Origin of the sequence: Streptomyces lunalinharesii (assembly GCF_039532155.1) — a bacterium.
Taxonomy (GTDB): domain Bacteria; phylum Actinomycetota; class Actinomycetes; order Streptomycetales; family Streptomycetaceae; genus Streptomyces; species Streptomyces lunalinharesii.
On the sequence record NZ_BAAARK010000011.1, the window covers coordinates 200,285 to 225,001 of the forward strand.

Sequence of the window (24,717 nt, forward strand, 5' to 3'; positions counted from 1 at the left end):
GGCCGTCGCGCGCGTCGGCCGCCCCGGTAGGCGGCCGCCCGAGGCGGGAGGAGCCCAGATGCACGCGAGCAAGGGCGACCGGCTGCTGATGCACGGCAGAACCGTCGGTCACAGCGACCACATGGTCGAGATCGTGGAGGTGCTGGGAACCAACGGCGAACCGCCCTACCGCATCCGCGCCGAGGACGGCCACGAGACGATCATGTGGCCCGGCCCGGACTGCGTCGTCCAGCACCCCAGGTCCAAGGAACCCCACACCATCCGCTGACGACCCCACGGCGGTGACGGGCGCCCGCGCGGCGACCCGCCACCGCCGCGGCCCGCCCGCACGCCGAGCCCCGTCACCGCCGGGCCGCGGCACCCCCGTAGTGGTCCTCCACGACCCGGGCCAGCGCCCCCAGCGGGTCCTTGACCACGTCCTTGGTCGAGAAGTAGACGTGCCCGCCGACCTGCGGGTACCGCCGGGCGAAGGCGACGTGGCGGGAGAGTTCGGCCGGGTCCCGCCAGGCTTCGGGCTGCGCGGTCCGGCCCGCCTTGTACAGCGCCTCGCCGATGTAGAGGTCCACCCGGGTGCCCGCCACGGTCCGGGCCCACCACGGCACCAGCTCCGCGTAGTCGGCGGCGGCGAACCCCAGCGGCCAGTACACCTGCGGCACGATGTAGTCGAGCCAGCCCTCCCGCACCCAGCGCCGGGTGTCGGCGTAGAGGTCGTCGTAGGTCTGCACCCCGGCCTGGGTCCGCGAACCGTGCGGATCGGTGGCGGCGTTGCGCCAGACCGCGAACGGGCTGACGCCGAACCGCACCCGCCGGCCGGTGCGCGCGATCCCCTCCCGTACCTCCCGGATCAGCAGGTTGATGTTGTCCCGCCGCCAGTCGCCACGGTTGGCGAAATCCGCGCCGTACGCCTCGTAGGCCGCGTCGTCGCGGAACGTCTGGCCGGCGACCGGGTACGGGTAGAAGTAGTCGTCGAAGTGCACCCCGTCGACGGGGTAGCGGTGCACCGCGTCCAGCATCGCGTCCCGGACGAAGCGGCGGACCTCGGGCAGCCCGGGGTTGTAGTAGAGCTTGCCGCCGTACGGCAGGACCCAGCCGGGGTGCCGGCGGGCCGGGTGCTCGGGCGCCAGTCGGCCCGGGTCGGTGTGGTTGGCGACCCGGTACGGGTTGAACCACGCGTGCAGCTCCAGCCCGCGCCGGTGGGCCTCGCGGACCGCGAACTCCAGCGGGTCCCAGCCCGGATCGCGGCCCTGGACGCCGGTCAGGCACTCCGCCCAGGGCTCGTACGGCGACGGCCACAGCGCATCGGCCGTCGGCCGCACCTGGAAGAACACCGCGTTCAACCGCCGCTCGACCGCCGTGTCGAAGAGCCCGGCCAGTTCCCGCTGCTGGGCGGCGCGGTCCGGGCCGGGCCGGGACGGCCAGTCCAGGTGGGCCACCGTCGCCAGCCACATCCCGCGCAGTTCACGGCGGGCCGGCGTGCCGGCGCCCGCCCGGGCGCTCGCGCCCAGCAGCAGCGAGCTGGCACCCAGTGCCGCCGCGCCGAACCCACGGCGTGTGATCCCTCGCATGAAAAGCCCCCATCTTGTCCGTTATGTCCCGTGTGGCAGCCCTAGAATGCCCGCCCCGGCGCCGTCCTCCCAGCACCTCGCGGAGTAACGTCGGGGGCGAGGCGGGCGTCGGACCCTTACGGCGTACCGCCGGTCCTGAAGATCAGCGAAAGGCACGAGGTGACGGACTCATTCGCCGACATTGCACGCGTCGGAGTGGTCGGCTGCGGCCAGATGGGCGCTGGCATCGCCGAGGTGTGCGCCCGCGCCGGGCTGGACGTCAAGGTTGCGGAGACCACCGGCGAGGCATTGGAGCTGGGGCGCACCCGCCTGACCAACTCGCTCGGCAAGGCCGCCGAACGCGGCAAGCTGACCGTGGCCGAACGGGACGCGACACTCGGTCGGCTCAGCTTCACCACCGACCTCGGCGAGTTCGCCGACCGTGACCTCGTCATCGAGGCCGTCGTGGAGAACGAACAGGTCAAGACCGAGATCTTCCAGGTCCTCGACCAGGTGGTGGTGCGCCCGGACGCGATCCTGGCCTCCAACACCTCGTCCATCCCCCTGGTGAAGCTGGCGGTCGCCACCTCCCGGCCCGACAAGGTCATCGGCATCCACTTCTTCAACCCGGCACCGGTGCAGAAGCTCGTCGAGCTGATCCCGGCCCTCACCACCGGCGAGGAGACCCTCAAGCGCGCCGAGGCGCTCGTCCAGAACGTGCTCGGCAAGCACGCCATCCGCGCGCAGGACCGCTCGGGCTTCGTGGTGAACGCCCTGCTCATCCCGTACCTGCTCTCCGCGATCCGGATGTTCGAGTCCGGCATGGCCAGCCGCGAGGACATCGACAACGGCATGGAGCTGGGCTGCGCCCACCCGATGGGCCCGCTCAAGCTCTCCGACCTGATCGGCCTGGACACCGTCGCCTCGGTCGCCGCCTCCATGTACGAGGAATACAAGGAGCCGCTCTACGCCGCTCCCCCGCTGCTCCAACGGATGGTGGACGCGGGGCGGTTGGGGCGGAAGAGCGGGTCGGGGTTCTACTCGTACTAGAAAAGCGCGCCGATGCCACCAAGTGGCGCTGTTTCAGAGGGAGTTCGCCTGGAGCAGCGCCAGTGGCGGCCACCGAGTGGCTCCGCTGCCACCGCAGACAACTCGTCCACGCAATCGGACCCAGCCAACGGGGCCCTCACTGGAAAACAACCCAGCGAGCGCCATCGCCAGGCAGATAACCGCCCCTTACCTGGGGCCTGGGACTTTGCGTCTTTCGGAGCTGTCGGGCCGTTGCCCCGCGGTGCGTTCCCGCGCTGGACTTGGTGGTCGGCGACGAAGCCGCGTTCGCCCTCGGCCGGAACGGTAAGAGACAGTCCCCCCACGACGGTCACAAACCGGCCGTGACGAAGCACCGACTCCAGCGAACCGGCGAACCGGCACCACCTCCGGCGAGGCACCACCACACGCCCACGCCAGTGACACTCAAACGCGGCGTGCACTCCGCCCCGTTCGGACCACCCCCTGGCTGGCGACGTTCGGCAACAACACGCCCTGACCGGCGCAAACGCTCTAGGCCGCGGCCGGCATCCCGCGCAGCAAGCTTTCTGCAACCGCTCAGCAAGCCTTTCGCACACCCACCCGGGCACCTCCTCCATAGCCCCGCGGATCGGCGGGAGGCAACGGGAGGCGGCGGTCACGACGACGGCGTCGGACAGCAGACATTGGGGGATGTCATGTCGGCAATCACCACGTCCTACGGGCTGGGACGGGAGAGCCAGAAATCGGAGTGCAAGCGCGAGTGGCTGACGCTGGTCGGCCGCAAACGCATCCTGGTCATCGTGCACACCGTGCCCTACGGGAAGCGGCTGCGGGAGGTGTTCTCGCTGCTGGAGTCGGACTTCCGCGTGCAGGTGATGTTCACCGCGCCGCCGCATGAGTTCAGCGACGGGGTAGCGCAGTTGCTCCGCCGGCTGGGCAGTGCGCAGCTCACCTGGCAGGAAGCAGTACGGATGGAGTTCGATCTCGTACTGGCCGCCGGTCCGCGTGGCGTCGAGGAGATCCGGGGCCCGCTGATCACGCTGCCCCATGGCGCCAACTACCTCAAGCGGGTGGGGCCTTCGGGCAAGGAGTGGGTGGCCGGACTGTCCCGGCGGGACATCGTGCCGGACGGCAGGCCACTGCCGGCCGCCGTCGTACTGCCCCACAAGGACGATGCGGGCGAACTGGCACGTCACTGCCCAGCGGCCCTTCCTGTGGCGGTCGTGGCCGGTGACCCGGCGCATGACCGGATGGCGATCAGCCTGCCGCAGCGCGATGCCTACCGAAGGGCGCTCGGCATCGGCGCCCGGGAGCGGCTGATCGGCGTGGTCTCCACCTGGGGTCCGCATTCGTCCTTCGGCTCGTTCGAGACGCTGTTGCCCCGGCTCCTGAGCGAGCTGAACGACGACTCCCTACGGGTGGCCATCCTCGTCCACCCCAATGTGTGGTCCGGGCACGGGGCCTGGCAGGTACACGCCTGGTTGGCGCAATGCCGGACGCGGGGCATCGCGGTGGTGCCGCCCGAGGCGGACTGGCGAACGGTCCTGATCGCAGCCGACGGCATCATCGGGGACCACGGCTCGGTCACCCTCTACGGCACGCTCACCCACGCGCCGATCCTGTTGGCGGCGTCACCGGAACGGGAGATCAACCCCGCATCGCCGGCCGCCGCGCTCGCCCTCACCGCACCAACGCTGTCGCCGGCCCACGGGCTGCTGGAACAACTGGACTATGCGGCGGCCGAATACCGACGGCAGGACTACGCCGCCATTGCTGCGCGCATCACCTCCGAACCCGGCCGGTTCAGCCGGAATATGCGGCGGCTGATGTACCGCGTCCTGGGCCTCGGCCAGCCCGCGTTCCCCGCCCTCACCCGGCGCTTGCCGCTTCCGCCGACGCTGCAGACCTGGGTGGCAAGGGATGACGGGGACACCTGGCACGCAGGAGAGTCGGAGGTCCCGGCATGACGGCGGCCACGTCCGATGCGCCCCGATGGCTGCGACGCGGCGGCCGGCTGGTGAGCGTCGAACCTGCCATGGCAGCCGGCGACCGATGGGCCCTGCCCGGCACCGGGGCGCCGACGCTACGGATGGTTCTCGGTACGCCGGGAGGCGCGTATGTGGTGGAGGCCGTGAGGGAAGGCGTGTGTTGCGTCATTGCGCAGGGCGACGGGACGGCCAGGATCACCGATGAGCGCGCCGATGCAGACCGGCTGCCCTGCCTGCACGACCACTTCGCGGTCGACATCGACCTCTGTGCCGAAGAACGCTGGCTCGGGTGCGCCGACCTGCTGCACGGCAGCGTCCCCCGCCCACGCGACCACGCCCTGCGCTGGGTGACGGACGTACTCGCCGACCGGGTCGGCTGCCGGCTCGCCACGCTGCCCCTGGATGACGGGGGCTGGGCAGTGGCGGAACGCCGGGGCGGCCGAGGGCGGGTGCGACCGTGGCTGGTGCCCGCGCCGTCCTGGTGCGGAAGTCCACCCACGGCCGCGGACCGGGCGTTGCTTCCCTCTTGCCTGTATGGCTGGGCGGCAGCGGGGCAACCATGGGGCCAGCTGGCGTCGATGGTCGTTCTGACGCACGCTACGTCCACAGCTTGAGAGCCTGGTACCTACCGAGGCCCATCGAGTCGGTCAGGCGGCGGGCAACGGGAAAACCGCCGCTGCCCGCCGCGTTGTGGGCCTGTAGGGGGTGCGAGCACCCCTTACAAGGCTGTGGTCGAGTCCCCCTGGGGAGTGTCCGCCTCCCAGCAGCTTCACCCACCCAGATCGCCCAACCGCCCTGCCAGCCGCTCCGCCTCATCAGGGCTGTGCGGCAGGTGAGCCGCCCGGGAACGCTCGTAGAACTCCCGGGCGGCAGCCCTATCGCCATGGTGCTGGGCACTCCGGCCGAGCAGTTCCAAGGTCCTGGCCCGCCAATGAGTCGCTCCCGACCCCTCGAATACGGCCAGCGCCTCCCGGAGTTCGCCGATGCCTCGCTCGTAGGCATCGGCCCCGGCGTCTGCGGCCCGTTGCCTCGGGCCTGCGCCCAGTGTGTGCGCGTATCCGAGGAAGGCCAGCGCCCGCGCCGCGTCGTACGGGTCCCGTACCTCGGTCAGCAAGGTGTGCGCCTGGGAGAAACAGTCGACGGCTCGGTCGATGTCGCCGCTCTCCAGGGCGATCTCACCGACGATGATCCGGGACAGCGCGGCGCCGCGCTGATATCCGCAACCCTCCCACGCCGTGATGGCCTGGGAGAGGTACGAGACGGCCTGCCCCGTGCGGCCCGCCTCGCGATGGCAAGTGCCCAGACCGTGCAGTGCCTGTCCTTCGTCTCGTACATCGCCGGCCTCGCGCGCGGCGATCAAGGACCGGTGGTACCAGTCGATGGCGTCGTCGATGCGATGCGCGCTGGTGAAGCCGATGGCGCCGGAGTTGAGCATCTGGCGCTCCGCGGCCCGGTCACCGGCGCGCTCCGCGGCGGCGAGCCCCAGTTCGTGGGCCTCGATCCACAGGCCGTAGTGCCTCAACCGCAGGAACAGCGGCCACATCGCATCGACGATCTGCCAGCCCGTGTCGTACCAGCCCTGTCCGGTCGCGGTGCGGACGGCTTCCAGCAGGTCCAGTCGGTGCGCGGCCAACCACTCCAGTGCCCCGGTCTCGTCGTCGAACGGGAGCGGGAGACCTTCGGGGCAGAAGGCGAAGTCCCGCCGCAGGGTGAGCTGAATGGGCGTCAACAGCCGTTGAGCCTCAGTGGCGGTCGCCAGGTACCAGTCGCACGCCCGACGCAGGGTCTCGCTTCGGGCGTCGTCCGTCTCGTCCAGGAAACCACGCTCACGCGCATGGAGCCGCACCAGATCATGGAAGCGATAGGCGTCAGGCCCGGACTCCTCGAGCAGATTGGCCTCGAGCAGCGCGTCGATCAGCCGCTCGGCCACCCGCATCGGCACCCCGCAGACCGCCGCCGCGCTGCGTACTTCGAATACCCGCACCGGCAGCAGGCCCCAACGCCGGTACAGCCTCGCGGCGCCCTCCGACAGGACCGCATACGAGCCGTCCAGCCCGCTGCGTACCGCCTTTTCCCCTTCCACTGTCAACTCCTCCAGGCGATCACGGTCCTCGGCCAGCGCGTCGACCAGGGCGCGCAGCGGCTGCTGGGGCCGCGCTGCGAGACGCGCGGCAGCCAGGCATACGGCCAGGGGGAGGCCGGCGCACAGCAGAACCACCTCGCGAGCCGCCGCGGCCTCCTTCTGCACCCGTTCCCTACCCACTCCACGCGACAGGAGTTCCTCGGCCGCTGCCGGATCCAAGACGCCTAGGTGGTACACCCGAGCGCCGTCCACGCCCAGTCCAGTCAGCCGGTTTCTGCTGGTCACGACGGTGAGTCCTCGACTGCCGCCGGGCAGGATGGGCCGGACCTGGGCCGCGGACAGAACGTTGTCGATCACTATGCCGATCCGGAGGTTCGCCGTGACCGAACGCCAGAGCGCGGCTTGTTCGGCCAACCCAGCCGGGACCGGGCCCACTCCGAGGGCACGTAAGAACTGGCCGAGGATCTCTCCGGGCTCGGCGGGCCCCTCGGGGGAGTGCCCGCGCAGGTCGGCGTAGAGATGGCCGTCCGGATACGCCTCGTCGGTGTCGCGCAGCCACCGTGTCACCAACGCCGTCTTCCCGACGCCGGCAGGACCGCTGACCACTATCAGCGGCGCCGAGTGCCCATCGTGCCGGGAACGCAGATCGTCCAGGGCCGCCAGGTCGTCGGAGCGGCCCATGAAATGGGCCGTGAGGGGTGGGAGTTGGCGTGGTACCGGAAGGGCTGACTGTCGCCCGGCGCCATGAAGATGGATGCCGCCGGTCACCTCTCCCGCCTGGATGACGGGGCCGTTGAGCTGCGCCTCGCCGCCGACCACGTTCCCGTCCCGACCCATCCGCCCCCCAGTTCCACCGACCCCACTGCCGATCACTTCTGCGCCAAAAAGTGGATCACCTCGCTCACAAATCGATCACGTATACATGATCGGTCGGACATTGACCGGAGGGTAACTACCCATCAAGTGCGGCATGGAGACCCTGACATAGAGCAACGGCATAGGAATTCGGCCATTGCGTCAGGCCCTCTGGCCCCTCTTTTGTGACCCCTGTCATAGTCGTTAACGGCGGGGGGTGCGCTGCCAGGGGGAGGCGCTGGTGGAAATCCAAGTGCTCGGCCCGGTCGGACTCGTGGCACAAAGCCGCTGTTTCGGCCTCGGTTCGGACAAAGAACGTCTGGTCCTGGCCTCACTCGCGCTGGAAGCCGGCCGTCCGGTCTCGCTGGATGCGCTCGTCGGCCGCCTCTGGGAGGGCGATCCGCCGGCCAACGACCGTAAGAACGTCCACGTCTACGTGTCGCGCATCCGCAAGGCGCTGCGCGAGTACGGTTCCGGACCCGACACACCACATATCTCACGTCACGCGCACACCTACGCGCTGCGTGCTGACGCAGGCTCGATCGACTGGCACCGCTTCCAGCACCTGACCTCCGAGGCCCGTTCCACAGCGGACGGCGGGGACACCAAAACCGCCATCGACCTCCTGCACCAGGCCGACGGTCTCTGGCGGGGCGATGCGCTCGCCGGGCTACCCGGACTGTGGCCCGAGCGCACACGAAGGAAGCTCGCCCAGCGGCGCCTCGGCGTCACGTCCTCCCGGATCGCCCTCGAACTGCGGCTGCACCGTTTTGCCGACGTCGTCGGGGACCTGGCCGACCTGGTGGACCAGCACCCCGACGACGAAACACTGATCGGCCACCTCATGGTCGCCTACTACGGATGCAGACGGCATGCCGACGCCCTCCGCGTCTACCAGGTCGCCTTACGCAGACTGCGCGCCGAATTGGGCACGGAGCCGGGGCAGGAACTGGCGGACATCCATCAGCGCATCCTCCGGCGCGCGCCGATGCAGGACCTGCTCCCCGGGAGCGCCGATTCAGCCGGGTCCACCACGAGGCCCGCAGAGCCCGCCATGTCCCTCGCATCCGCCGGCGCCATCGCGACCACCGGGTCCGTCGCGGCCCCCTCCCGCGCCGTACCGCCCGTTGTGATGCCTGCACCGCACAATCTGCCCCGGCAATCCGCCCTCATCGGACGGCAGGCGGAGCTACAGCGGCTGAGCCAGGCCGTCCGTGCGGTTGCCGACCACGGGTCGGTGGTCACCCTGGAATCGATCTCCGGGATGGCCGGGATCGGCAAGACGGCGCTGGCGATCAACGCCGCGCGGCACATGGGCGACCGGTTCCCCGACGGGCAGCTCTATCTCGATCTCCGCGCCCACGCGCGCGTACAGGAACCACTGGAAGCCGGCCAGGCGCTCGCCATGCTGCTGCGCCTGCTGGGCGTCCCCGCCGACGCCATCCCTGCCGACGTCGAGGAACGCACCGCACTGTGGCGCACCCTGCTGGCGCGCCGGCGGGTGATCCTCGTCCTGGACGATGCCGCCTCGCCCTCCCAGGTCATCCCCCTCCTCCCCAGCGACTCCCCCAGCCTGGCGATCGTCACGAGCCGACTGCACCTGGCCGGCCTGCCCGGCGCCCACTCACTGGCTCTGGACGTACTGCCGCCACAGGACGCGATTGCGCTCTTTCTGCAGTTCGCCGGGGAGCACCGCAGCCAGGACACCAGGGAAGTCGCGCAAATCGTCCGCCTCTGCGGGCATTTGCCGCTGGCGATCGAGCTGGTCGCCAACCGCTTCAGCGCCCACCCGTCATGGACGCTGGCCACCCTCCGCGAGCACCTCACACGCGGTTCTGGACGGCTGGGAGAAATCCGGGACGGCTTCCGCGAAATAGGCCGCGCATTCGAAATCTCGTACCAAACGCTGACGCCCGGGCAACAGTCCGCATTCCGCCTGCTCGGTCTGCATTTGGGATCGGAGTTCGGACCGTACGCGGCTGCCGCCCTGCTGAACCGGTCGCTGGAGGCAACCGAGCGGCTCCTTGAGGCATTACTGCAGTGCCACCTGCTGCAGGAACCCGCCCCTCATCGGTACCGATTCCATGATCTTCTGGGTGAGTACGCGCGCGCCCTGGCCAACGCCAAGAGCGACGAGACCGAGCGGCGTAACGCCCTTAACCGATTAACCGATTTTTATCTGTGTACTGCGTCACGGGCCGACGCACTGATCTACCCTCAGCGGCTGCGCCTGGACCGTGAACTCGATCCAGGGCCTTGGCCGTTGCCTCCCTTCCGGGATGTTGCTGACGCGCGGTCATGGCTGAGCCTCGAACGCGCCAACCTCCTCACCACAGAGCACTACGACCGCGTTCACGGCTCCCCCGGGCGTGCCGCCCAGCTCTGTCACGTACTGGCCGGCTTCCTCGACGCCGAATGCCACTGGACGCACGCCGACCGGTTGCACGGGCACGCCGTCAGTCACTGGCAGCGCGCCGATGACCAGCGCGCGCTCTGCCTCGCCCTGCTGGATCTAGGCGGCGCGCACGCGCAGACCGGCCACTACCCGCAGGCCGAGGAAGCCTGCCACCGCGCACTGGAACTGGCCCGCACCCTGGGCGACCCGGATGCGAAGAGCGAGGCGCTGCGCGCGCTCGGCGTGCTCGACTGGAATCGCGGAAAGTATCGGACGGCGCTGGACTTCTACTTGCAGGCGCTCGCCGTACAGAACGAATCCGGAAACGCCGCGAACCGCGCCAAGTACATGAACAACATCGCCATCGTCCTGCTGCACCTGGGCGAGTACCAAAAGGCGCAGGAGCGTTTCCTGGAAGCAATTGACGAATCCCAGCGGGCCGGCGATACGAGGACTGTCGGCAAGACGAAGAACAATCTGGGCGATCTCCATGTGCGGTTGGGAAATATCTCATCCGCTCGACGGTACATCGAGGAAGCACTCGATATCGCGAAGGAAATCAGAAATCCGCATGACGAGGCGATAGCCCGGTTCAACCTCGCAGATGTCACGGCTCTCGCCGGAAACGCCCAGGAAGCGTCAAATCTCTACCGGGACTGCCTCCTCGATTTTCAGCGACTCGGTGACCGGAAGAACGAGGCCAACGGACTCATCGGTCTCGGCACCGCCCAGCACGACCTGGGGCGCTTCCCTGAGGCCATCGACTATCACACCCGGGCGCTTGACCTCGCGCGCAGCATCGGCGCCCGCTACGAGGAGTGCCGCGCCCTACGCCACCTGGGGAACGCGGAAGCCGCCATACGACAGCTGCGGCAGGCCGCCGAGCACTTCGAGTCCGCGCTCCTCTTGGCCCGTCGCACCCAGGATCCCGAGGAAACGGGGCGAGCATTGGAGGCCTTGGCGGAAATCCGGCACGTTGAAGGCGCACTCGATACAGCCAAAACACTCTGGCAAAATGCCCTTGGCATATTCCGCGAACTAGGCGACGAGGGCGCAGCCGCACGGGTGGGTGGCCGGCTGCAACAAACCTCGAATGGGGCGACGGACTGAGGATTAGGAATGATCCGCGGCCCCGTGTAGCGTCGCCCACACGCTTCAACACTTCCTCGACCCCATTAACCGTGCCTTCACATGTGCGCACGGGTACAGGGGCATGAATAAAGTAAGGCTAACCTCATGATGCGTGCTGCCTCTATTGGTCTGCTCGCCCTCATCCCGACCGTGGCGACGCCCGCCGCCCAAGCGCCCTCCACGACCCACCCATTGGCAGTCGTCGTCCCTTCTACCTCACACACCCGCGCGGTCCAAGAGACTTCAGCTGCTACTGCTCCGACCATCTGCAATCCGTCCGTCAAGCAGTACGCCTAAAGAATTCATCGGCGTGGGTCCCGCCAAGACCGAGGTCCTGGCGGGACCCACGCCCCCCTAGCCATCGATCCTCGCTCCTACACACTGGCCTGAAGCGCACCCGCAACGTCTGCTCCGGCGTGAACACCCCCCGCTCCAGCGGTTCCGCCGCCTGCCAGCTCCACGTCCGCCAGTCCGTCGAGCAGTTGGTTCACCCTTCTCGACCTCCACCTCCGCCAGCAGCGCGGTGACGCAGAAGTGGCGGCGCGCGTAGCGGGTCGTGGGGTGTGCGCCAGGCCAGAAGCCCGTAGAGCAGAGGCGCCCGCGCCTCACAGCCAACTGTCCCTGAAGAGGCACTGAGTACCCCGCAGGCCCCGGGAAGAGCCGGAAACCGCAGGTCGGGGTTCTACTCCTACTGACGGGCCCGCTCCGCGGGCGGAGGTACGGGGGCCGTCCGCCCGCCGCTCGGGGGATGGTTCGGCGGGCGGATCCGGCCGGCGGGCGCCCGACCGCCGGCTTCGGCCCCCGTACCTAAGAGTCAACCTCCTTCCGGCCGTTGATGACAGTGTGTGAATGCGCCATCTCGGTGCGCCCGCTTCGCACCCCGTGCGAAATGCTCACCGTGCGTCACTTCGCACGGGGTGTGAACCGCTGACCCGGATCGGCCCTCCGCACACGCTCCCGCCTTTCTCCGCAGCACAGTTGACTGGTGCGGGTAACCCCCCGACCGCCACCAGGAGAAGGAAAGAGGAGCGGAACGTGACCGCCCACCGGGACCCCGATCCGATCACCGCCGACTTAGCGGAGCTCAGACGCCTACTCGACGTGCGCACCGCTACCGTCGACGGCCAGCTCAGGTTGCAGGCCGAGCGCTGCGAGCAGAACACGCGGGAAGCAGACGAACTGCAGGCCCGCGTCACGCGGTTGGAGAGCCGCCGCTGGCCACTGCCCTCGCTCGTCGCCCTCACGGGGCTCGCCGCGCTGGCGGCCACCTTGTGGCAGCTCTCCGGACGCTGACTCCGACCGACCTCAGCCGAGCCGGATGTGGTGCAGCATCAGCAGCGCCGCGGCCATGTTGGCGGCCGGCACCTCCCCCCTGAGCACCATGTCGGGCACCAGCTTGAGGTCGACCCACTCGCGCCGGTCCGACTCGAAGTCGTCCTCCGGGACGCCGAGGTACTCGGCACGGTCGGACCAGTAGATGTGGTGCCGCGCGTCGGTGAGGCCGTTGGACGGCTCCACCGTGAGGAGGTGGTGGAGCGGTCCGGGGCGCCACCCGGTCTCCTCCTCCATCTCCCGCGCGGCCGCGGCGGCCGGATCCTCCCCGTCCTCCACGACGCCGGCGGCCAGTTCCCAGCCCCAGCTGTCGGTGATGAACCGGTGCCGCCACAGCAGCAGCACCTCATTGGCCTCGTTGACCGCGGTGGCCACCGCGACCGCCCGCATCCGGATCAGGAAGTGATCCAGGTGACGGCCGTCGGGCAGCGCCACATCGGCCAGGTTGACCCGGAACCAGGGATTCGCGTAGACCGGCTTTTCGCTGAGATTGTTCCAACGCACGTAACTGCCACCTTCCGCTGTTGAGCCGGCAAGGTGACACGAGCCCGGTCACAGCGGAACGCGCAGCACCTCGTCGATGAGATCGGCAGCCTCGTCCGTCGCGGAGCTCCCGGTCTCCGCCAGATGCTCGCGCACTGCTCGCAGGCGGTCCCGCAGGCGCTGCGACTCCATGCCCCGAGCCTGCTCCGTCATCTCCGCGGCGTTGGCCACGGCCCGGTCCGTGTCCCCTTGGCGCAGCTCGATGTGGGTGAGCATGGCCAGCCGGTGCACCCGGCCGCGGTCGTGTGCGGGGGTGTCCACGGCGGCGTCCGCCTGCTCCCGGGCGGCCCGCAGGTCCCCCAGGCTGAGCAGCGCCTCCGCCACTTGTACGTTCACCAGGCCCGGCTGCACGTAGCCCGTCTCGGCGGGCTCCATCCCGGGGCGGATCCGCTCCGCCGCGGCCTCGGCCCGCCGGATGCAGTCCAGTGCGCCGGCGCCGTCGCCCAGCCGCGCGTACGCCTTGGCCTGCATGGCGTGCAGGTCGGCCGAGAGCGCCGGGGTGAGCTGTCCGCCCGCGGCGCGCAGGGCCGCCTCCGCGAAGGCGACCGCCTGGCGGTGTTCCCGTACGAAGAGGGACTGGTTGACCAACAGCGCGATGATGTACGCGCCGAGCCCGCGGTCCCCGCTGGCCTTCGCCAGCCGCAGCGCCTGATGGAAGTAGCGCTGGGCCAGCCCGAGAGCGTCCGAGTCGTACGCGCAGATGCCCGCGACGGCCACCAGCCCACCGGTCGCCCGGTGCAGCTGACGCCCCGTCGCATCGCTGTAGCTGCCCCGCAGCAGCGGCGCCGCCTCGGTGTTGAGGAATCCGACGATGCGTGCTCTGGTAGCGACACCACCCGCCTTCCGGTACATCTGCTCGTAGTGGGTCCGCGCCACCCGGAGCATCTCGATGTCGGCCATTCCGACCCGGGCCACCCCGTCGCGCGAGACGTCGAAGTCCTCCGGCGGGTTCTCCCACTCCCACACCGGGATGATCGCCGACGTCCCGGTGAGCGCGGGGGCGGCGACCACGTGCGGCCGCTGCTGCTCGTCGGACCGCCACAGCGCGGTGGCCCGCTCGACGAACCCCGACAGCGGGGTGCCCGGGGCCTGGCGCGTGTCCGGCCCGCTGAACCCGATGTCGGCCAGCCCCACCGGCCGGTGCAGCCGCTCGCCGAGGATCTCGCAGATCAGGTCCGGGACCTGCCCGCGCGGCCGCTGTCCCTTGAGCCACCGCGCCACCGCGGTGTGCTCGTAGCGCAGCGCCAGCCCGCGCTGCCGCCCGAGGTGGTTGACCCGCGCCGCGAGCCCGGCGTGGGAGATGCCGGCCTCGTCCAGGATCGCGTCGAGCAGCGTGTTGGGCTCCATGCCTCGCCCCCCAGGGACGTACGGACTCCGTAAGTCCAGCGTAATCAGGGGGAGTTCGCACCCCGTGTGAACCGGCCGCGAACGGTCGGGGCCGGAACGCGGCGACCGGGGGACGCGCAGGTGGCGGCCGCCCGCGGCACGCGTACGGGCCCCCGCCCACCAGTGTGGACGGGGGCCCGTACGGGGCACGGGGCCGGGGCGTCAGCCGCGCAGGACCGCGCCCACCCGCTCCAGCGCGACGGCGACCGCCGCGTCCCGGGCCGTGGTGGCCTCCTCGGCGGTCAGCGTGCGGTCGTCCGCCCGGAACCGCAGCGCGTAGGCCAGCGACTTCTTGCCGGCACCCACCTGCTCACCGGTGAAGACGTCGAACAGCCGGACCGACTCCAGCAGTGCGCCGGCACCGTCCCGGAGGGCGGCCTCGACGTCCGCCGTCGCCACCGAGGCGTCGACGATCAGCGCGACGTCCTGCGTGGCGACCGGGAACGTGGAGATCCGCGGCGCCTTCAGCGCACCGGCCGCGGCCCGCTCCAGGCGGTCCAGGTCGATCTCCATCGCGCTGGTGCGGTCCGGCAGGCCCAGCGTCTTGACGACGCGCGGGTGCAGCTCACCGGCGTTGCCGACGAGCACCTCCTCGCCGTCGACGAGGGCGAGCAGCGCCGCGCACCGGCCCGGGTGCCACGGGGCGTGCTGGTCCTGACGCACGATCAGCTCGACGCCGGCCTCGCGGGCGACCCGCCGGCCCGCCTCGATGGTGTCGGCCCACCCGGCCGGGTAGCCGGAGCCCCACCAGCCGGCCTGCTCGCGCGCGCCGGCCAGGACCACGGCGGCCCGGCGCGGCTGCTGCGGCAGCGAGGCGTCCAGCGACGCGATCTCGTCGTCGGTCGGCCGGCGGTCCACCACCAGGCGGCGCGCCGGCTGCTCCTGACCGGTCGCCCGGAACACCGGGCCGGTCTCGAAGAGGGCCACGTCGTGGTTGCCCCGCCCGTAGTTGCGGCGCAGCGCGGCCAGCAGCCCGGGGATCAGGGTGGTGCGCAGGTCCGGCTCCTCGTCGGACAGCGGGTTCACCAGGGTGACCGCGTCCCGCCGCGGGTCGTCCGGCTCGATGCCGAGCTGGTCCAGCACCGCCTGGCCGGTGAACGGGTAGTTCAGCGCCTCGACGTAGCCGGCGCCGGCCAGTACCCGGCCGACCCGGCGGTGCAGGCGCTGACGCTCCGTCAGCCCGCGGCCGGCGGGCGGCAGCGGCAGCGTGGACGGGAGGTTCTCGTAGCCCTCCAGCCGGATGACTTCCTCGGCCAGGTCGTTCGGTTCGCTGAGGTCGGGGCGCCAGGACGGCACGGTGACCACCAGCTCGTCCTGCCCGTAGACGTCGCAGCCCACCTGCTGGAGGCGGCGGACGACGGTCTCCCGGCCGTACGTCACACCGGCGACCCGGTCCGGGTGGTGCGCCGGGATGGTGATCGTCCGCGGCCCGCGCGGCGAGACGACCTCGGTGACGCCCACCTCCGCGGTGCCGCCGGCGAGCAGCACCAGCAGGTCCACGGTCCGCTGCGCGGCCGCGGACGCCGCCTCCGGGTCCACCCCGCGCTCGAAGCGCTTGGCGGCCTCCGACGAGAGCTTGTGGCGGCGGGCGGTCCGGGCGATGGTGATCGCGTCGAAGTGCGCGGCCTCGATCACCACGTCGGTGGTGCCGCTCAGCCGCCCGGTCTCCGGGTCGACGGCCGGCGCGGCGATCTCGGTGTTGGCGCCGCCCATGACACCGGCCAGCCCGATCGGGCCGCGGTTGTCGGTGATGACCAGGTCCGCGCCGTCCAGCACCCGCTTGGTGCCGTCCAGGGTGACCAGTTCCTCGCCGGGCGTGGCGCGGCGCACGCCGATCGGACCGTCCACGGTCGAACGGTCGTAGGCGTGCAGCGGCTGGCCCAGCTCCAACATCACGTAGTTGGTGACGTCCACGGCGAGCGAGACCGGCCGCATACCGGCCTTCTGCAGCCGGCGCTGGAGCCAGATCGGGCTGCGGGCCTCCGGCTCCAGGCCGGTCACGGTGCGCGCGGTGAAGCGGTCGCAGCCGATCGGGTCGCCGACCTGGACCGGGTAGCCGCCGGCGTTCGGCGGCGGCACGTCCAGCAGCGCCGGGTCGCGCAGCGGCAGCCCGAAGGCGATGGCCGCCTCGCGGGCCACGCCGCGCATCGACAGGCAGTAGCCGCGGTCCGGGGTGACGGCGATGTCCAGCACCTCGTCGCGGAGCTCCAGCAGCTCGATCGCGTCGGCGCCGACCTCGGCCTCCGGGGGCAGCACGATGATGCCGCCGGACCCGTCGTCGCCCATCCCCAGCTCGTCGCCGGAGCAGATCATGCCGTGCGACTTCCTGCCGTACGTCTTACGGGCGGCGATCTTGAAGTCGCCGGGCAGCACCGCGCCGGGCAGCACCACGACGACCTTGTCGCCGACCGCGAAGTTGCGGGCACCGCAGACGATCTCCTGCGGCTCACCGGTGCCGTTGGCCTGGGCGACGTCCACCGTGCAGAAGCGGATCGGCTTCTTGAAGCCGTCCAGCTCCTCGATGGTCAGCACCTGGCCGACGACCAGCGGACCCGTCAGGCCCTCGCCGAGCCGCTCGACGGTCTCGACCTCCAGGCCGACCCCGATCAGCTTCTCCTGCAGGTCACGGCCGGTCGTCGTCGCCGGCAGGTCGACGTACTCCCGCAGCCAAGAAAGCGGGACCCGCATCAGATCTCCATCCCGAACGGCCGGGTGAACCGGACGTCGCCCTCGAACATGTCGCGCATGTCTTCCACGTTGTGCCGGAACATCAGCATCCGGTCGATTCCGAACCCGAAGGCGAAGCCGCTGTACTTCTCGGGGTCGACGCCGCAGGCGATCAGCACCTTGGGGTTGACCATCCCGCAGCCGCCCAGCTCGATCCAGCCCTCGCTGGAGCAGGTGCGGCAGGGCCGGTCCGGGTCGCCCACGGACGCGCCGCGGCAGACGTAGCAGACCATGTCCATCTCGGCGGACGGCTCGGTGAACGGGAAGTAGTTCGGCCGCAGCCGGGTCTTCATGTCCGGACCGAACAGCGCCTGGACCATGTGGTCCAGGGTGCCCTTGAGGTCCGCCATGGTCAGGCCCTCGTCGACGGCGAGCAGCTCGATCTGGTGGAAGACCGGCGAGTGCGTGGCGTCCAGCTCGTCGGTGCGGTAGACCCGCCCCGGGCAGACGACGTAGACCGGCGGCTCGCGGTCGACCAGCGTACGGGCCTGCACCGGCGAGGTGTGGGTGCGCAGCACCACGCCGGACTCGTCGCCCTCGGTGCCGTTGCCCCGCACGAAGAAGGTGTCCTGCATCTGGCGCGCCGGGTGGTCCGGCACGAAGTTCAGGGCGTCGAAGTTGAACCACTCCGCCTCGACCTCGGGGCCCTCGGCGACCTCGTAGCCCATGGCGACGAAGACGTCGGCGACCCGCTCCATGAAGGTGGTCAGCGGATGCCGGGCGCCGGCCGGAACCCGGTCGTACGGCAGCGTGACGTCCACCGCCTCCTCGACCAGGACGCGCGCGTCGCGCTCCGCCTCCAGCTCTTCCTGGCGGACCTTGAGCGCCTGGTTGACCCGGCCGCGGGCCTGGCCGACGCGCTTGCCGGCGTCCGCCTTGGCGTGCGGGGGGAGGGCGCCGATCTCACGGTTGGCGAGGGCGAGCGGCGACGTGCCACCGGCGTGCGCGATCTTCGCCTGGGCGAGCGCGTCGAGGTCCCCCGCGGCGGCGATGGCGGCCAGCGCCTCATCGACCCGTCGGGCGATCTCTTCCGGTTTCAGGGCTTCGACCTCGACAGGGTCGTACGACTTATTGGGTGCGGACATCTCTTCCCGTGCTTCCGGTGGTGTGGCTTGGCGCGGCTGGCTTCGCCTCGGCTCTGCGCCCGCGTGTCCGCGATGCCTGTGCGCCAAAGGTGCCAAAGGTCAAGTCTAAGGGGCGGGCCCTCCCGGACCCGCCGTCGACCCCGTCCGGGCCGACGCGGGGCGCCCGCCGCCCCCTCAGGCCAGGAAGGCCGGGGTCGCGACGGGCAGGCTAAATCGGAACTGGGCGCCGCCGGCCGGGGCCCGGCCGACCGTGATCGTGCCGCCGTGGGCCTCGACGATGCCCTTGACGATGTAGAGGCCCAGCCCGGTGCCGCCGCGCTTGCTGCCCCGCCAGAAACGGGTGAACACGCGGCTCATCGACTCCTCGGGGATGCCGGGACCCTCGTCGCTCACGGTGACGCTCGTCCCCCCTCCCCCACTGGTGTCCTTCACCGGTCCGACCTCGATGGTGACGGTTCCCTCGCCGTGGCGCACCGCGTTTTCCAGGAGGTTGCCCAGCACCTGGTCCACCTTGTCCGGATCTGCCCACAGATCGGGCAGCGGCTCCCGCAACCGGATCAAGAAGCGGTCCGGCAGCTGGCCCGCGGTGGTCTGCGCCTGCACGTGCCGCCGGACCGCGGCGATCATGTCGACCCGCTGGCGGCGGACCTCCAGCCGCCCGGAGTCGATCCGGGAGATGTCCAGCAGCTCGGCGATCAACCGGGTGACGCGGTTGGCGTCGGCGTCCACCGTCTCCAGCATCAGCCGCTTCTGGTCGTCGGTGAAGCGTTCCCACTTCTGGAGGAGGGTGGCGGTGAAGCCCTTGACGGAGGTGAGCGGCGAGCGCAGCTCGTGGGCGACGGTGGCGATCAGCTCGGCATGGCTCAGCTCGGTGCGCCGGCGCGCCTCGGTGCCGCGCAGCGCGATCACCAGGCGCCGCACCGGGCCGGTGGGCCGGGTGCGGACGTAGCGGGCGGAGACCAGCACCTCGCGGCCCCCGAGCAGCAGGTTCCGCTCCGGCTGGCCGCGCCGGATGGCGAGCCCTCCGTACGGGTCGGTCAGCTGCCACCAGCGCCGGCCCTCCAGGTCCTGCAACGGCAGCGCGTCCCCGACCGGCCGCCCCAGCGCGGCCGGCGGCTCGATTCCGGTGATCCGGGCGGCGGCGGCGTTGAAGCAGATCACCCGACCGTGCTCGTCGGCGACGACCAGGCCGTCGGGGAGGTCGTCGGGGGTCAGGCCGAGGACCGCGCCGGCCACCTCGGACGGGCGCTCGTCAGCGGCGGCAGTGCTGGCCGAAGTCCTCGCCGTCATCGCCGTGTTACCCCCTTCCGGGCCGGAGCTGGCAAGACTACTAGCTCGGCCCGGCCCGACCGTCGGGATCGCGGCTACGCCCCTCCGGCGGGTGACGTCGCGCGGCAGCCTCCGGTGGTGCGCTGGGCGCGCGCGGAGGCGTACAGGCACACCGCGGCGGCGGTCGCCAGGTTGAGGCTCTCGGCCTTGCCGTGGATCGGCACCCGCACGACGGCGTCCGCCAGCGCCCGGGTCTCCGCGGGCAGCCCCCACGCCTCGTTGCCGAACACCCAGGCGGTCGGCCCGCCCATCGCGCCGGCGTCCAACTCCGCGTCCAGATCGCGGTCGCCGGCCCCGTCGGCGGCGACGATCCGCACCCCGACGCCCTGCAACCCGGTGACGACCTGCTCGACCGGTACGCCCACCGCGACCGGCAGGTGGAAGAGCGAACCCACCGACGCCCGCACCGACTTGGGGTTGTAGAGGTCCACCGAGGCGTCGGTCAGCACCACCGCGTCGGCACCCGCGGCGTCCGCGCAGCGCAGCACCGTACCGGCGTTTCCGGGGTCCCGGACGTTGGCCAGCACCGCGACCAACTGCGGGCGGGCGGCGAGGACCTCCTCGAACGGCGAGTCCAGGAAGCGGCAGACGCCCACCAGCCCCTGCGGGGTGACGGTCTGCGAGACGTCGGCGACGGTCCGGTCGTCGGCGAAGTGCACCGGCACCCCGGCCGCCCGGGCCGCCTCGACGATCTCGACGTGCCGCTCGGCCGCCTCGACGGTGGCGAACAGCTCGATGAGGGTGGGCGCTGCACCGACCCGGTGCGCGACGGCCTCGCGGACGGCCTGCGGGCCCTCGGCGATGAACCGGCGTTCCTTGCCCCGGAAGTGGCGGCGGGCCAGACGCCGGGCGGCGGCGACGCGCGGGGAACGCGGGGAGATCAGCTCGGGGGTGCCCATCGGCGGCGGCTCGCTTCTTTCGTTCGGTGCGGGCGCCCGGTCGGGCGCAGGGGGTCTCCCCCGCTCAGGGGTCCCCGCTCGTACGGCGTCGAGGGGCGGGGGCGGACCGAGGGCCCGGGGAAGGGCCCGGAAACGCGGCGGACCCGCAGGCCGGGGCCCACGGGTCCGCACTCACGACGTCGTCACGACGTCGGCACGCTGTCAGACTGCGCTTCAGGCGGCGGCCTTCGGGGCGTTGACGTCGCTCGGCAGCGCCTTCTGGGCGGCCTCGACCAGCGCGGCGAACGCGTTGGCGTCGGTCACGGCCAGGTCGGCGAGGATCTTGCGGTCCACCTCGATGTTGGCGGCCTTCAGACCCTGGATGAAGCGGTTGTAGGTCATGCCGTTGGCGCGGGCAGCGGCGTTGATGCGCTGGATCCACAGCTGACGGAAGTCGCCCTTGCGCTTCTTGCGGTCGTTGTAGTTGTAGACGAAGGAGTGGGTCACCTGCTCCTTGGCCTTGCGGTACAGGCGGGAGCGCTGGCCGCGGTAACCGCTGGCCTGCTCCAGGATCGCCCGGCGCTTCTTGTGAGCGTTGACTGCCCGCTTGACGCGTGCCACTTGTTAACTCCTTGTAGCGGGGTCGTGGTTGTTCGTCACACGACCCGGTTCGACGTGGGTCCCGGTTCGGTCGGTGCGCCCCGCCCGTGTGGCGGCGCGCCCCGGCTCACTTGCCGAGAAGCTTCTTGATCTTCGCGGCGTCGCCCGGGGCCATCTCGGCGTTGCCGGTGAGGCGACGCGTCACGCGGGACGACTTGTGCTCGAGCAGGTGGCGCTTGCCGGCGCGCTCGCGCAGCACCTTGCCGGAGCCGGTGACCTTGAAGCGCTTGCTGGCACCGCTGTGCGTCTTGTTCTTCGGCATGCGCCGTTCTCTCCTCGTCAGTGGCGCTCCCACCGGCGGGGACCGGCATGTGGGAGCGTCAGATGTGTCGGTTATTCCGGGGCGGGTGCCCCGGCGTGCATCCGGGGCAACTCACCCAAGAGGTCACGCCTCGGCGGGCTCCTCGGCGGGCGCCTCAACAGCCTCCGCGGGAGCACCACCCTGGCGCTCCGCCTTGCGGGCAGCCTGCGCCTCGCGGGCCTCGGCCATCGCCTCGGTCTTCTTCTTGTGCGGACCGAGGACCATGATCATGTTCCGGCCGTCCTGCTTCGGGTTCGACTCGATGAAGCCGAGGTCCTGGACGTCCTCCGCGAGCCGCTGGAGCAGTCGGAAGCCCAGTTCGGGGCGGGACTGCTCGCGACCACGGAACATGATCGTGATCTTGACCTTGTCACCCTGCTTGAGGAACCGAACGACGTGACCCTTTTTGGTGTCGTAGTCGTGCGGGTCGATCTTCGGCCGGAGCTTCATCTCCTTGATGACCGTGTGCGCCTGGTTCTTGCGCGCCTCACGGGCCTTCATTGCCGACTCGTACTTGAACTTTCCGTAGTCCATGAGCTTGCAGACCGGCGGACGGGCGTTCGCCGCCACCTCGACCAGGTCGAGGTCGTACTCCTGCGCAAGCTCCAGGGCCTTGGCAAGCGGCACAATGCCGACCTGCTCGCCACTGGGACCGACGAGTCGCACCTCGGGGACGCGAATCCGGTCGTTGATGCGGGGCTCGGCGCTGATGGATCCTCCTCGGTAGCACCACGCGACGGCCTGGCGGACTGCCGCGTAACGTCTGTTCGGTGTGACCAACCGCGCCGGTACATCAAAAAATGCCCCGACGGGACACAGGCGGGGCTCCACGTGGATCAGGAGCACCGCCGCGAAACATCCGCGGGGCGCAGCCGGACCGTTGACCCGCCAACCTGAGATCGGTCGGGTGGGAGATCGGAGCCTCCACTTGTGGGCCGGTCACCTATGTGTCCGGCCGGTCGCAGCAACCAGAATACACGAGTCAAGAGGGGAGCCGCACTCTCGTGCGGACGGGTGACGGTCGCCGTACGGCCGGACACCCGCCGTCCCCGGGGACGGCGGCTCCCGGGCGCGGGACCGCCGGACGAGGGCCATAGGCTGGGGGGCGACCCCTCAGCAGGAAGTGAAGCCCCAGCCCATGAGCGAGCAGACCCCCCAGCAGCCGGCCGACCCGGAGGCCGCCGGCCCGGCGCGGCCCGACTTCGAGACCATGACCCGGGACATCTCGGAGGTCCCGGCCGTCGAGGTCATCACCACGGTCGCGGTGCACCTGATGAGCTCGGCGGCGGTCAACCTCGGGCTCGCCGAGGACGGCGAGGACCACAAGGACCTCGACGAGGCCCGCAAGCTCATCCAGGCGCTGGCCGGTCTGGTCACCGCCAGCGCCACCGAGATCGGCTCCTACCACGCGGCACCGCTGCGGGACGGCCTGAAGTCGCTCCAGCTCGCCTTCCGCGAGGCGTCCGTGGTGCCGGACGAGCCGGGCCAGGGCCCCGGCGAGAAGTTCACCGGGCCGGTCTACGGCTGAGCCCGGCGGGCGGACCCGCACGCGACGACGAGCCCCGGCCGCCATGCGGCCGGGGCTCGTCGTCGTCGCGGGGCGTGGCGGGCGCCTCAGACACGGTCGCCGGACGCCGGCTCGTCCGGCGTGCTGGGCTCGCCGCGGGCGGCCCGGTCGGCGACCACGACCGGCTCCTGCGGCGGGTGGGTGATCTGGTGCACCAGCGCCGCCAGCGCGCCGCCGATCAGGGGCGCGATGATGAAGAGCCACACCTGGGTGATGGCCGCACCGCCCGCGAAGATCGCCGGGCCGAGGCTCCGCGCCGGGTTCACCGAGGTGCCGTCCAGCGGGATGCCGATGAGGTGGACGGTGCCCAGGGCCAGGCCGATCGCCAGGCCGCCGAAGCCCAGCACCGCCACCTTGTGGGTGACGCCGAGCACCACGAAGACGAACAGGAACGTCATCACGATCTCGGCGACGAACGCGCCGCCGAGGTTGATGTGCACCGCCGAGCGGTCGCCCCAGCCGTTCGTGCCGAACGCGGCGTGGGTCTGGAGCCCCGGCACCTGCTTGGCGACCAGGAAGAGCAGGGCCGCACCGACGATGCCGCCGAGGATCTGCGCGATCCAGTACTCGACGGCCGTACGGACCGTGATGCGCCGGGCCAACAGCATGCCGAGCGTCACCGCGGGGTTGATGTGGCAGCCCGAGATCGGGCCGAGGGTGTAGGCAAGCGCCAGCATGACGAATCCGAAGGCCAGGGCGATGCCGAAGGTGCCGATGTATTCGCCGGCCAGCACTGCCGCGCCGACGGCGAAGAACACCAGGAGCAGCGTGCCGAGGAATTCGGATACGACCGTGCGGGTCTCCGTGGTCTCCATGGGCTCTCCTCGCGTGGATCTTGAGCTCTCCTCGCATTGTGCGGCCCGGAGCACGAAGCCGCCCGTTGGGCGCGGGCGGCACACGAGCGGAATCCGGCGGATCAGCGCTGGTAGAGCGGCTCCCCGGCGGCTTCGGCACCCGGCGGGAGGAGGGCCAGGTCCAGTCCGCGGACCAGCCGGCCGCGGAGGGTCTCGTCCGTGGACAGCGCCTGCGCCAGCCGCTGGGCGGCCTCGGCGGGGACCGTACCCGGGGCCAGGCCGAGGGCGAGGGTGCCGTCGGTCTCCGCGGACGGCGTCAGGTGCGCCAGGAGAACCGCGGGCTCGGCGGCGAGGACGGCGCGCAGCGCCTCGGTCACGGCCGGGTCGGCGAGCGGATCGGCGGTGGTCCGGCCCTCGGCGAGGGCGCGCAGGGCGGCGCCGGTCAGCTGGTACGTGGCCGGACCGGCCAGGTCGATGACGACCGTGTCGGCCTGCTCGTGCGCGGCGGCCGACAGGGCCTGCCGCAGCGGCACCGCGACCGGGCGGGCGTCCGGGCGCCAGCGCTGGAGGGTCTCCATGGAGGTGAAGGCGGGGAGGGCGCGACGCCCGTCGGGGGCGGTCAGGGTGGGCACCGCCATGTCGCTGGTCTTCTCCCGGCGCAGCCCGTCGGGGCCGGTCTCGACCTCGCCGAGGACCGCCACGACCGGGACCAGGAGGCGGGCGTCGGCCAGGGCCGTCAGGAGGGCGGGTTCGGTGCCGGGGTCCGCCGCGTATGCCGCGAGTGCCGCGGCGAGGGCGGGGTCTGCGGAGCCGTCGTCGTCGGCGAAGCCGGGGGTGGGGATGTTCTTTTGCACGGGGCCGAGGGTATCCGCTGGCGTTTGGGGGCTTCCCGCGTTGTGGGGTTTGCCGCCTTGGGGGTGTTTCTTTTGCGCCTTCGGCGGGGCCGCTGCGCGGGGCTGATTTGGGTGCGGTGCCGGGGCTGTGGGGTTGGGGGTTGTCGGACTGCTGCGCTTTACGTCCGACAACCCCCAACCCCACAGCCCCGTCCCCTCCCGTTTGTGGGTGGGAGGGGGTGGGTGGGGGTCCGCGA

Annotated in this window: 20 protein-coding genes; 7 read left to right on the plus strand and 13 right to left on the minus strand. The window is 71.0% G+C overall.

Annotated elements, in window-relative coordinates; translation table 11 throughout:
* Positions 1 to 58: 58 nt before the first annotated feature.
* The gene (locus ABD385_RS19410) at positions 59 to 268 is read left to right on the plus strand and encodes a DUF1918 domain-containing protein (RefSeq protein WP_344577513.1); all 210 of its coding nucleotides are present in this window, start codon (positions 59 to 61) and stop codon (positions 266 to 268) included.
* Positions 269 to 341: 73 nt separating this feature from the next.
* Here ABD385_RS19410 and ABD385_RS19415 read toward each other — a convergent pair whose 3' ends face one another.
* Positions 342 to 1,565 carry a glycoside hydrolase family 10-like protein gene (locus ABD385_RS19415; RefSeq protein ID WP_344577515.1) on the minus strand — a complete coding sequence of 408 codons (1,224 nt, stop codon included), beginning with the start codon at positions 1,563 to 1,565 and terminating at the stop codon, positions 342 to 344.
* Positions 1,566 to 1,724: 159 nt separating this feature from the next.
* Here ABD385_RS19415 and ABD385_RS19420 point away from each other — a divergent pair, with 159 nt between their 5' ends.
* The 3 genes from ABD385_RS19420 (at position 1,725) to ABD385_RS19430 (ending at position 5,175) form a co-directional block, all read left to right on the plus strand.
* Positions 1,725 to 2,594 (plus strand): 3-hydroxybutyryl-CoA dehydrogenase, encoded by an 870-nt coding sequence (locus tag ABD385_RS19420; RefSeq protein WP_344577516.1) that lies wholly within the window; start codon positions 1,725 to 1,727, stop codon positions 2,592 to 2,594.
* A gap of 674 nt (positions 2,595 to 3,268) precedes the next feature.
* Positions 3,269 to 4,540 (plus strand): hypothetical protein, encoded by a 1,272-nt coding sequence (locus ABD385_RS19425; RefSeq protein ID WP_344577519.1) that lies wholly within the window; start codon positions 3,269 to 3,271, stop codon positions 4,538 to 4,540.
* A complete protein-coding gene (locus tag ABD385_RS19430; RefSeq protein WP_344577522.1) occupies positions 4,537 to 5,175 on the plus strand; it encodes a hypothetical protein in 639 nt (212 codons plus the stop codon). Before ABD385_RS19425 ends, ABD385_RS19430 begins: the two co-directional genes overlap by 4 nt.
* Positions 5,176 to 5,330: 155 nt before the next feature.
* On the opposite strand, the gene ABD385_RS19435 is transcribed toward ABD385_RS19430, so the two are convergent.
* Complete coding sequence (locus ABD385_RS19435) at positions 5,331 to 7,463, minus strand: tetratricopeptide repeat protein (protein WP_344577524.1); 2,133 nt, start codon at positions 7,461 to 7,463, stop codon at positions 5,331 to 5,333.
* A gap of 277 nt (positions 7,464 to 7,740) precedes the next feature.
* Here ABD385_RS19435 and ABD385_RS19440 point away from each other — a divergent pair, with 277 nt between their 5' ends.
* Positions 7,741 to 11,004 (plus strand): AfsR/SARP family transcriptional regulator, encoded by a 3,264-nt coding sequence (locus ABD385_RS19440; protein ID WP_344577528.1) that lies wholly within the window; start codon positions 7,741 to 7,743, stop codon positions 11,002 to 11,004.
* 1,056 nt (positions 11,005 to 12,060) lie between these two features.
* Positions 12,061 to 12,318 (plus strand): hypothetical protein, encoded by a 258-nt coding sequence (locus ABD385_RS19445; RefSeq protein ID WP_344577532.1) that lies wholly within the window; start codon positions 12,061 to 12,063, stop codon positions 12,316 to 12,318.
* A 12-nt stretch (positions 12,319 to 12,330) separates the two neighbouring features.
* Here the strand turns inward: ABD385_RS19445 and ABD385_RS19450 are convergent, their stop codons facing one another.
* From ABD385_RS19450 to infC, 9 genes are all read right to left on the minus strand, one after another.
* Positions 12,331 to 12,861, minus strand: a complete 531-nt coding sequence (locus ABD385_RS19450; RefSeq protein WP_344577535.1) for an NUDIX domain-containing protein — start codon at positions 12,859 to 12,861, stop codon at positions 12,331 to 12,333.
* A gap of 48 nt (positions 12,862 to 12,909) precedes the next feature.
* Positions 12,910 to 14,247 carry an NsdA family TPR-like regulatory protein gene (locus ABD385_RS19455; protein ID WP_344577539.1) on the minus strand — a complete coding sequence of 446 codons (1,338 nt, stop codon included), beginning with the start codon at positions 14,245 to 14,247 and terminating at the stop codon, positions 12,910 to 12,912.
* 201 nt (positions 14,248 to 14,448) lie between these two features.
* On the minus strand, positions 14,449 to 16,974 hold the full coding sequence (gene pheT / locus ABD385_RS19460) for a phenylalanine--tRNA ligase subunit beta (protein WP_344577541.1): 2,526 nt from the start codon (positions 16,972 to 16,974) through the stop codon (positions 14,449 to 14,451).
* Positions 16,974 to 18,098: a phenylalanine--tRNA ligase subunit alpha gene (gene pheS, locus ABD385_RS19465; protein ID WP_016576623.1), complete on the minus strand. Its 1,125-nt coding sequence runs from the start codon at positions 18,096 to 18,098 to the stop codon at positions 16,974 to 16,976. The genes pheT and pheS overlap by 1 nt, the downstream gene beginning before the upstream one ends.
* 174 nt (positions 18,099 to 18,272) lie before the next feature.
* Positions 18,273 to 19,388 carry a sensor histidine kinase gene (locus ABD385_RS19470; protein WP_344577553.1) on the minus strand — a complete coding sequence of 372 codons (1,116 nt, stop codon included), beginning with the start codon at positions 19,386 to 19,388 and terminating at the stop codon, positions 18,273 to 18,275.
* Between the two features lie 74 nt (positions 19,389 to 19,462).
* Positions 19,463 to 20,326 carry a TrmH family RNA methyltransferase gene (locus tag ABD385_RS19475; RefSeq protein ID WP_344577560.1) on the minus strand — a complete coding sequence of 288 codons (864 nt, stop codon included), beginning with the start codon at positions 20,324 to 20,326 and terminating at the stop codon, positions 19,463 to 19,465.
* A gap of 213 nt (positions 20,327 to 20,539) precedes the next feature.
* Positions 20,540 to 20,926: a 50S ribosomal protein L20 gene (rplT, locus tag ABD385_RS19480; protein WP_016576626.1), complete on the minus strand. Its 387-nt coding sequence runs from the start codon at positions 20,924 to 20,926 to the stop codon at positions 20,540 to 20,542.
* 106 nt (positions 20,927 to 21,032) lie between these two features.
* A complete protein-coding gene (rpmI, locus tag ABD385_RS19485) occupies positions 21,033 to 21,227 on the minus strand; it encodes a 50S ribosomal protein L35 (protein WP_016576627.1) in 195 nt (64 codons plus the stop codon).
* 123 nt (positions 21,228 to 21,350) lie between these two features.
* Positions 21,351 to 22,046 (minus strand): translation initiation factor IF-3, encoded by a 696-nt coding sequence (infC, locus tag ABD385_RS19490; RefSeq protein ID WP_344577598.1) that lies wholly within the window; start codon positions 22,044 to 22,046, stop codon positions 21,351 to 21,353.
* A 358-nt stretch (positions 22,047 to 22,404) separates the two neighbouring features.
* Here infC and ABD385_RS19495 point away from each other — a divergent pair, with 358 nt between their 5' ends.
* Entirely contained in the window at positions 22,405 to 22,794 is a 390-nt protein-coding gene (locus tag ABD385_RS19495; protein ID WP_344577565.1) for a DUF1844 domain-containing protein, read from the plus strand.
* Between the two features lie 86 nt (positions 22,795 to 22,880).
* Here the strand turns inward: ABD385_RS19495 and ABD385_RS19500 are convergent, their stop codons facing one another.
* Both ABD385_RS19500 and ABD385_RS19505 read right to left on the minus strand, forming a co-directional pair.
* Positions 22,881 to 23,648, minus strand: a complete 768-nt coding sequence (locus ABD385_RS19500; RefSeq protein WP_344577567.1) for an MIP family channel protein — start codon at positions 23,646 to 23,648, stop codon at positions 22,881 to 22,883.
* A 101-nt stretch (positions 23,649 to 23,749) separates the two neighbouring features.
* The gene (locus tag ABD385_RS19505; RefSeq protein ID WP_344577571.1) at positions 23,750 to 24,481 is read right to left on the minus strand and encodes an SseB family protein; all 732 of its coding nucleotides are present in this window, start codon (positions 24,479 to 24,481) and stop codon (positions 23,750 to 23,752) included.
* Positions 24,482 to 24,717 lie beyond the last annotated feature (236 nt).

Bases quoted from the DNA above. Each gene is read 5' to 3' on its own strand.
- pheT (WP_344577541.1), bottom strand. From the start codon at position 16,974: ATGCGGGTCCCGCTTTCTTGGCTGCGGGAGTACGTCGACCTGCCGGCG.
- ABD385_RS19410 (WP_344577513.1), top strand. From the start codon at position 59: ATGCACGCGAGCAAGGGCGACCGGCTGCTGATGCACGGCAGAACCGTC.
- rpmI (WP_016576627.1), bottom strand. From the start codon at position 21,227: ATGCCGAAGAACAAGACGCACAGCGGTGCCAGCAAGCGCTTCAAGGTC.
- ABD385_RS19475 (WP_344577560.1), bottom strand. From the start codon at position 20,326: ATGGGCACCCCCGAGCTGATCTCCCCGCGTTCCCCGCGCGTCGCCGCC.
- ABD385_RS19495 (WP_344577565.1), top strand. From the start codon at position 22,405: ATGAGCGAGCAGACCCCCCAGCAGCCGGCCGACCCGGAGGCCGCCGGC.
- ABD385_RS19500 (WP_344577567.1), bottom strand. From the start codon at position 23,648: ATGGAGACCACGGAGACCCGCACGGTCGTATCCGAATTCCTCGGCACG.
- ABD385_RS19470 (WP_344577553.1), bottom strand. From the start codon at position 19,388: ATGACGGCGAGGACTTCGGCCAGCACTGCCGCCGCTGACGAGCGCCCG.
- ABD385_RS19455 (WP_344577539.1), bottom strand. From the start codon at position 14,247: ATGGAGCCCAACACGCTGCTCGACGCGATCCTGGACGAGGCCGGCATC.
- ABD385_RS19430 (WP_344577522.1), top strand. From the start codon at position 4,537: ATGACGGCGGCCACGTCCGATGCGCCCCGATGGCTGCGACGCGGCGGC.
- ABD385_RS19415 (WP_344577515.1), bottom strand. From the start codon at position 1,565: ATGCGAGGGATCACACGCCGTGGGTTCGGCGCGGCGGCACTGGGTGCC.
- pheS (WP_016576623.1), bottom strand. From the start codon at position 18,098: ATGTCCGCACCCAATAAGTCGTACGACCCTGTCGAGGTCGAAGCCCTG.
- ABD385_RS19425 (WP_344577519.1), top strand. From the start codon at position 3,269: ATGTCGGCAATCACCACGTCCTACGGGCTGGGACGGGAGAGCCAGAAA.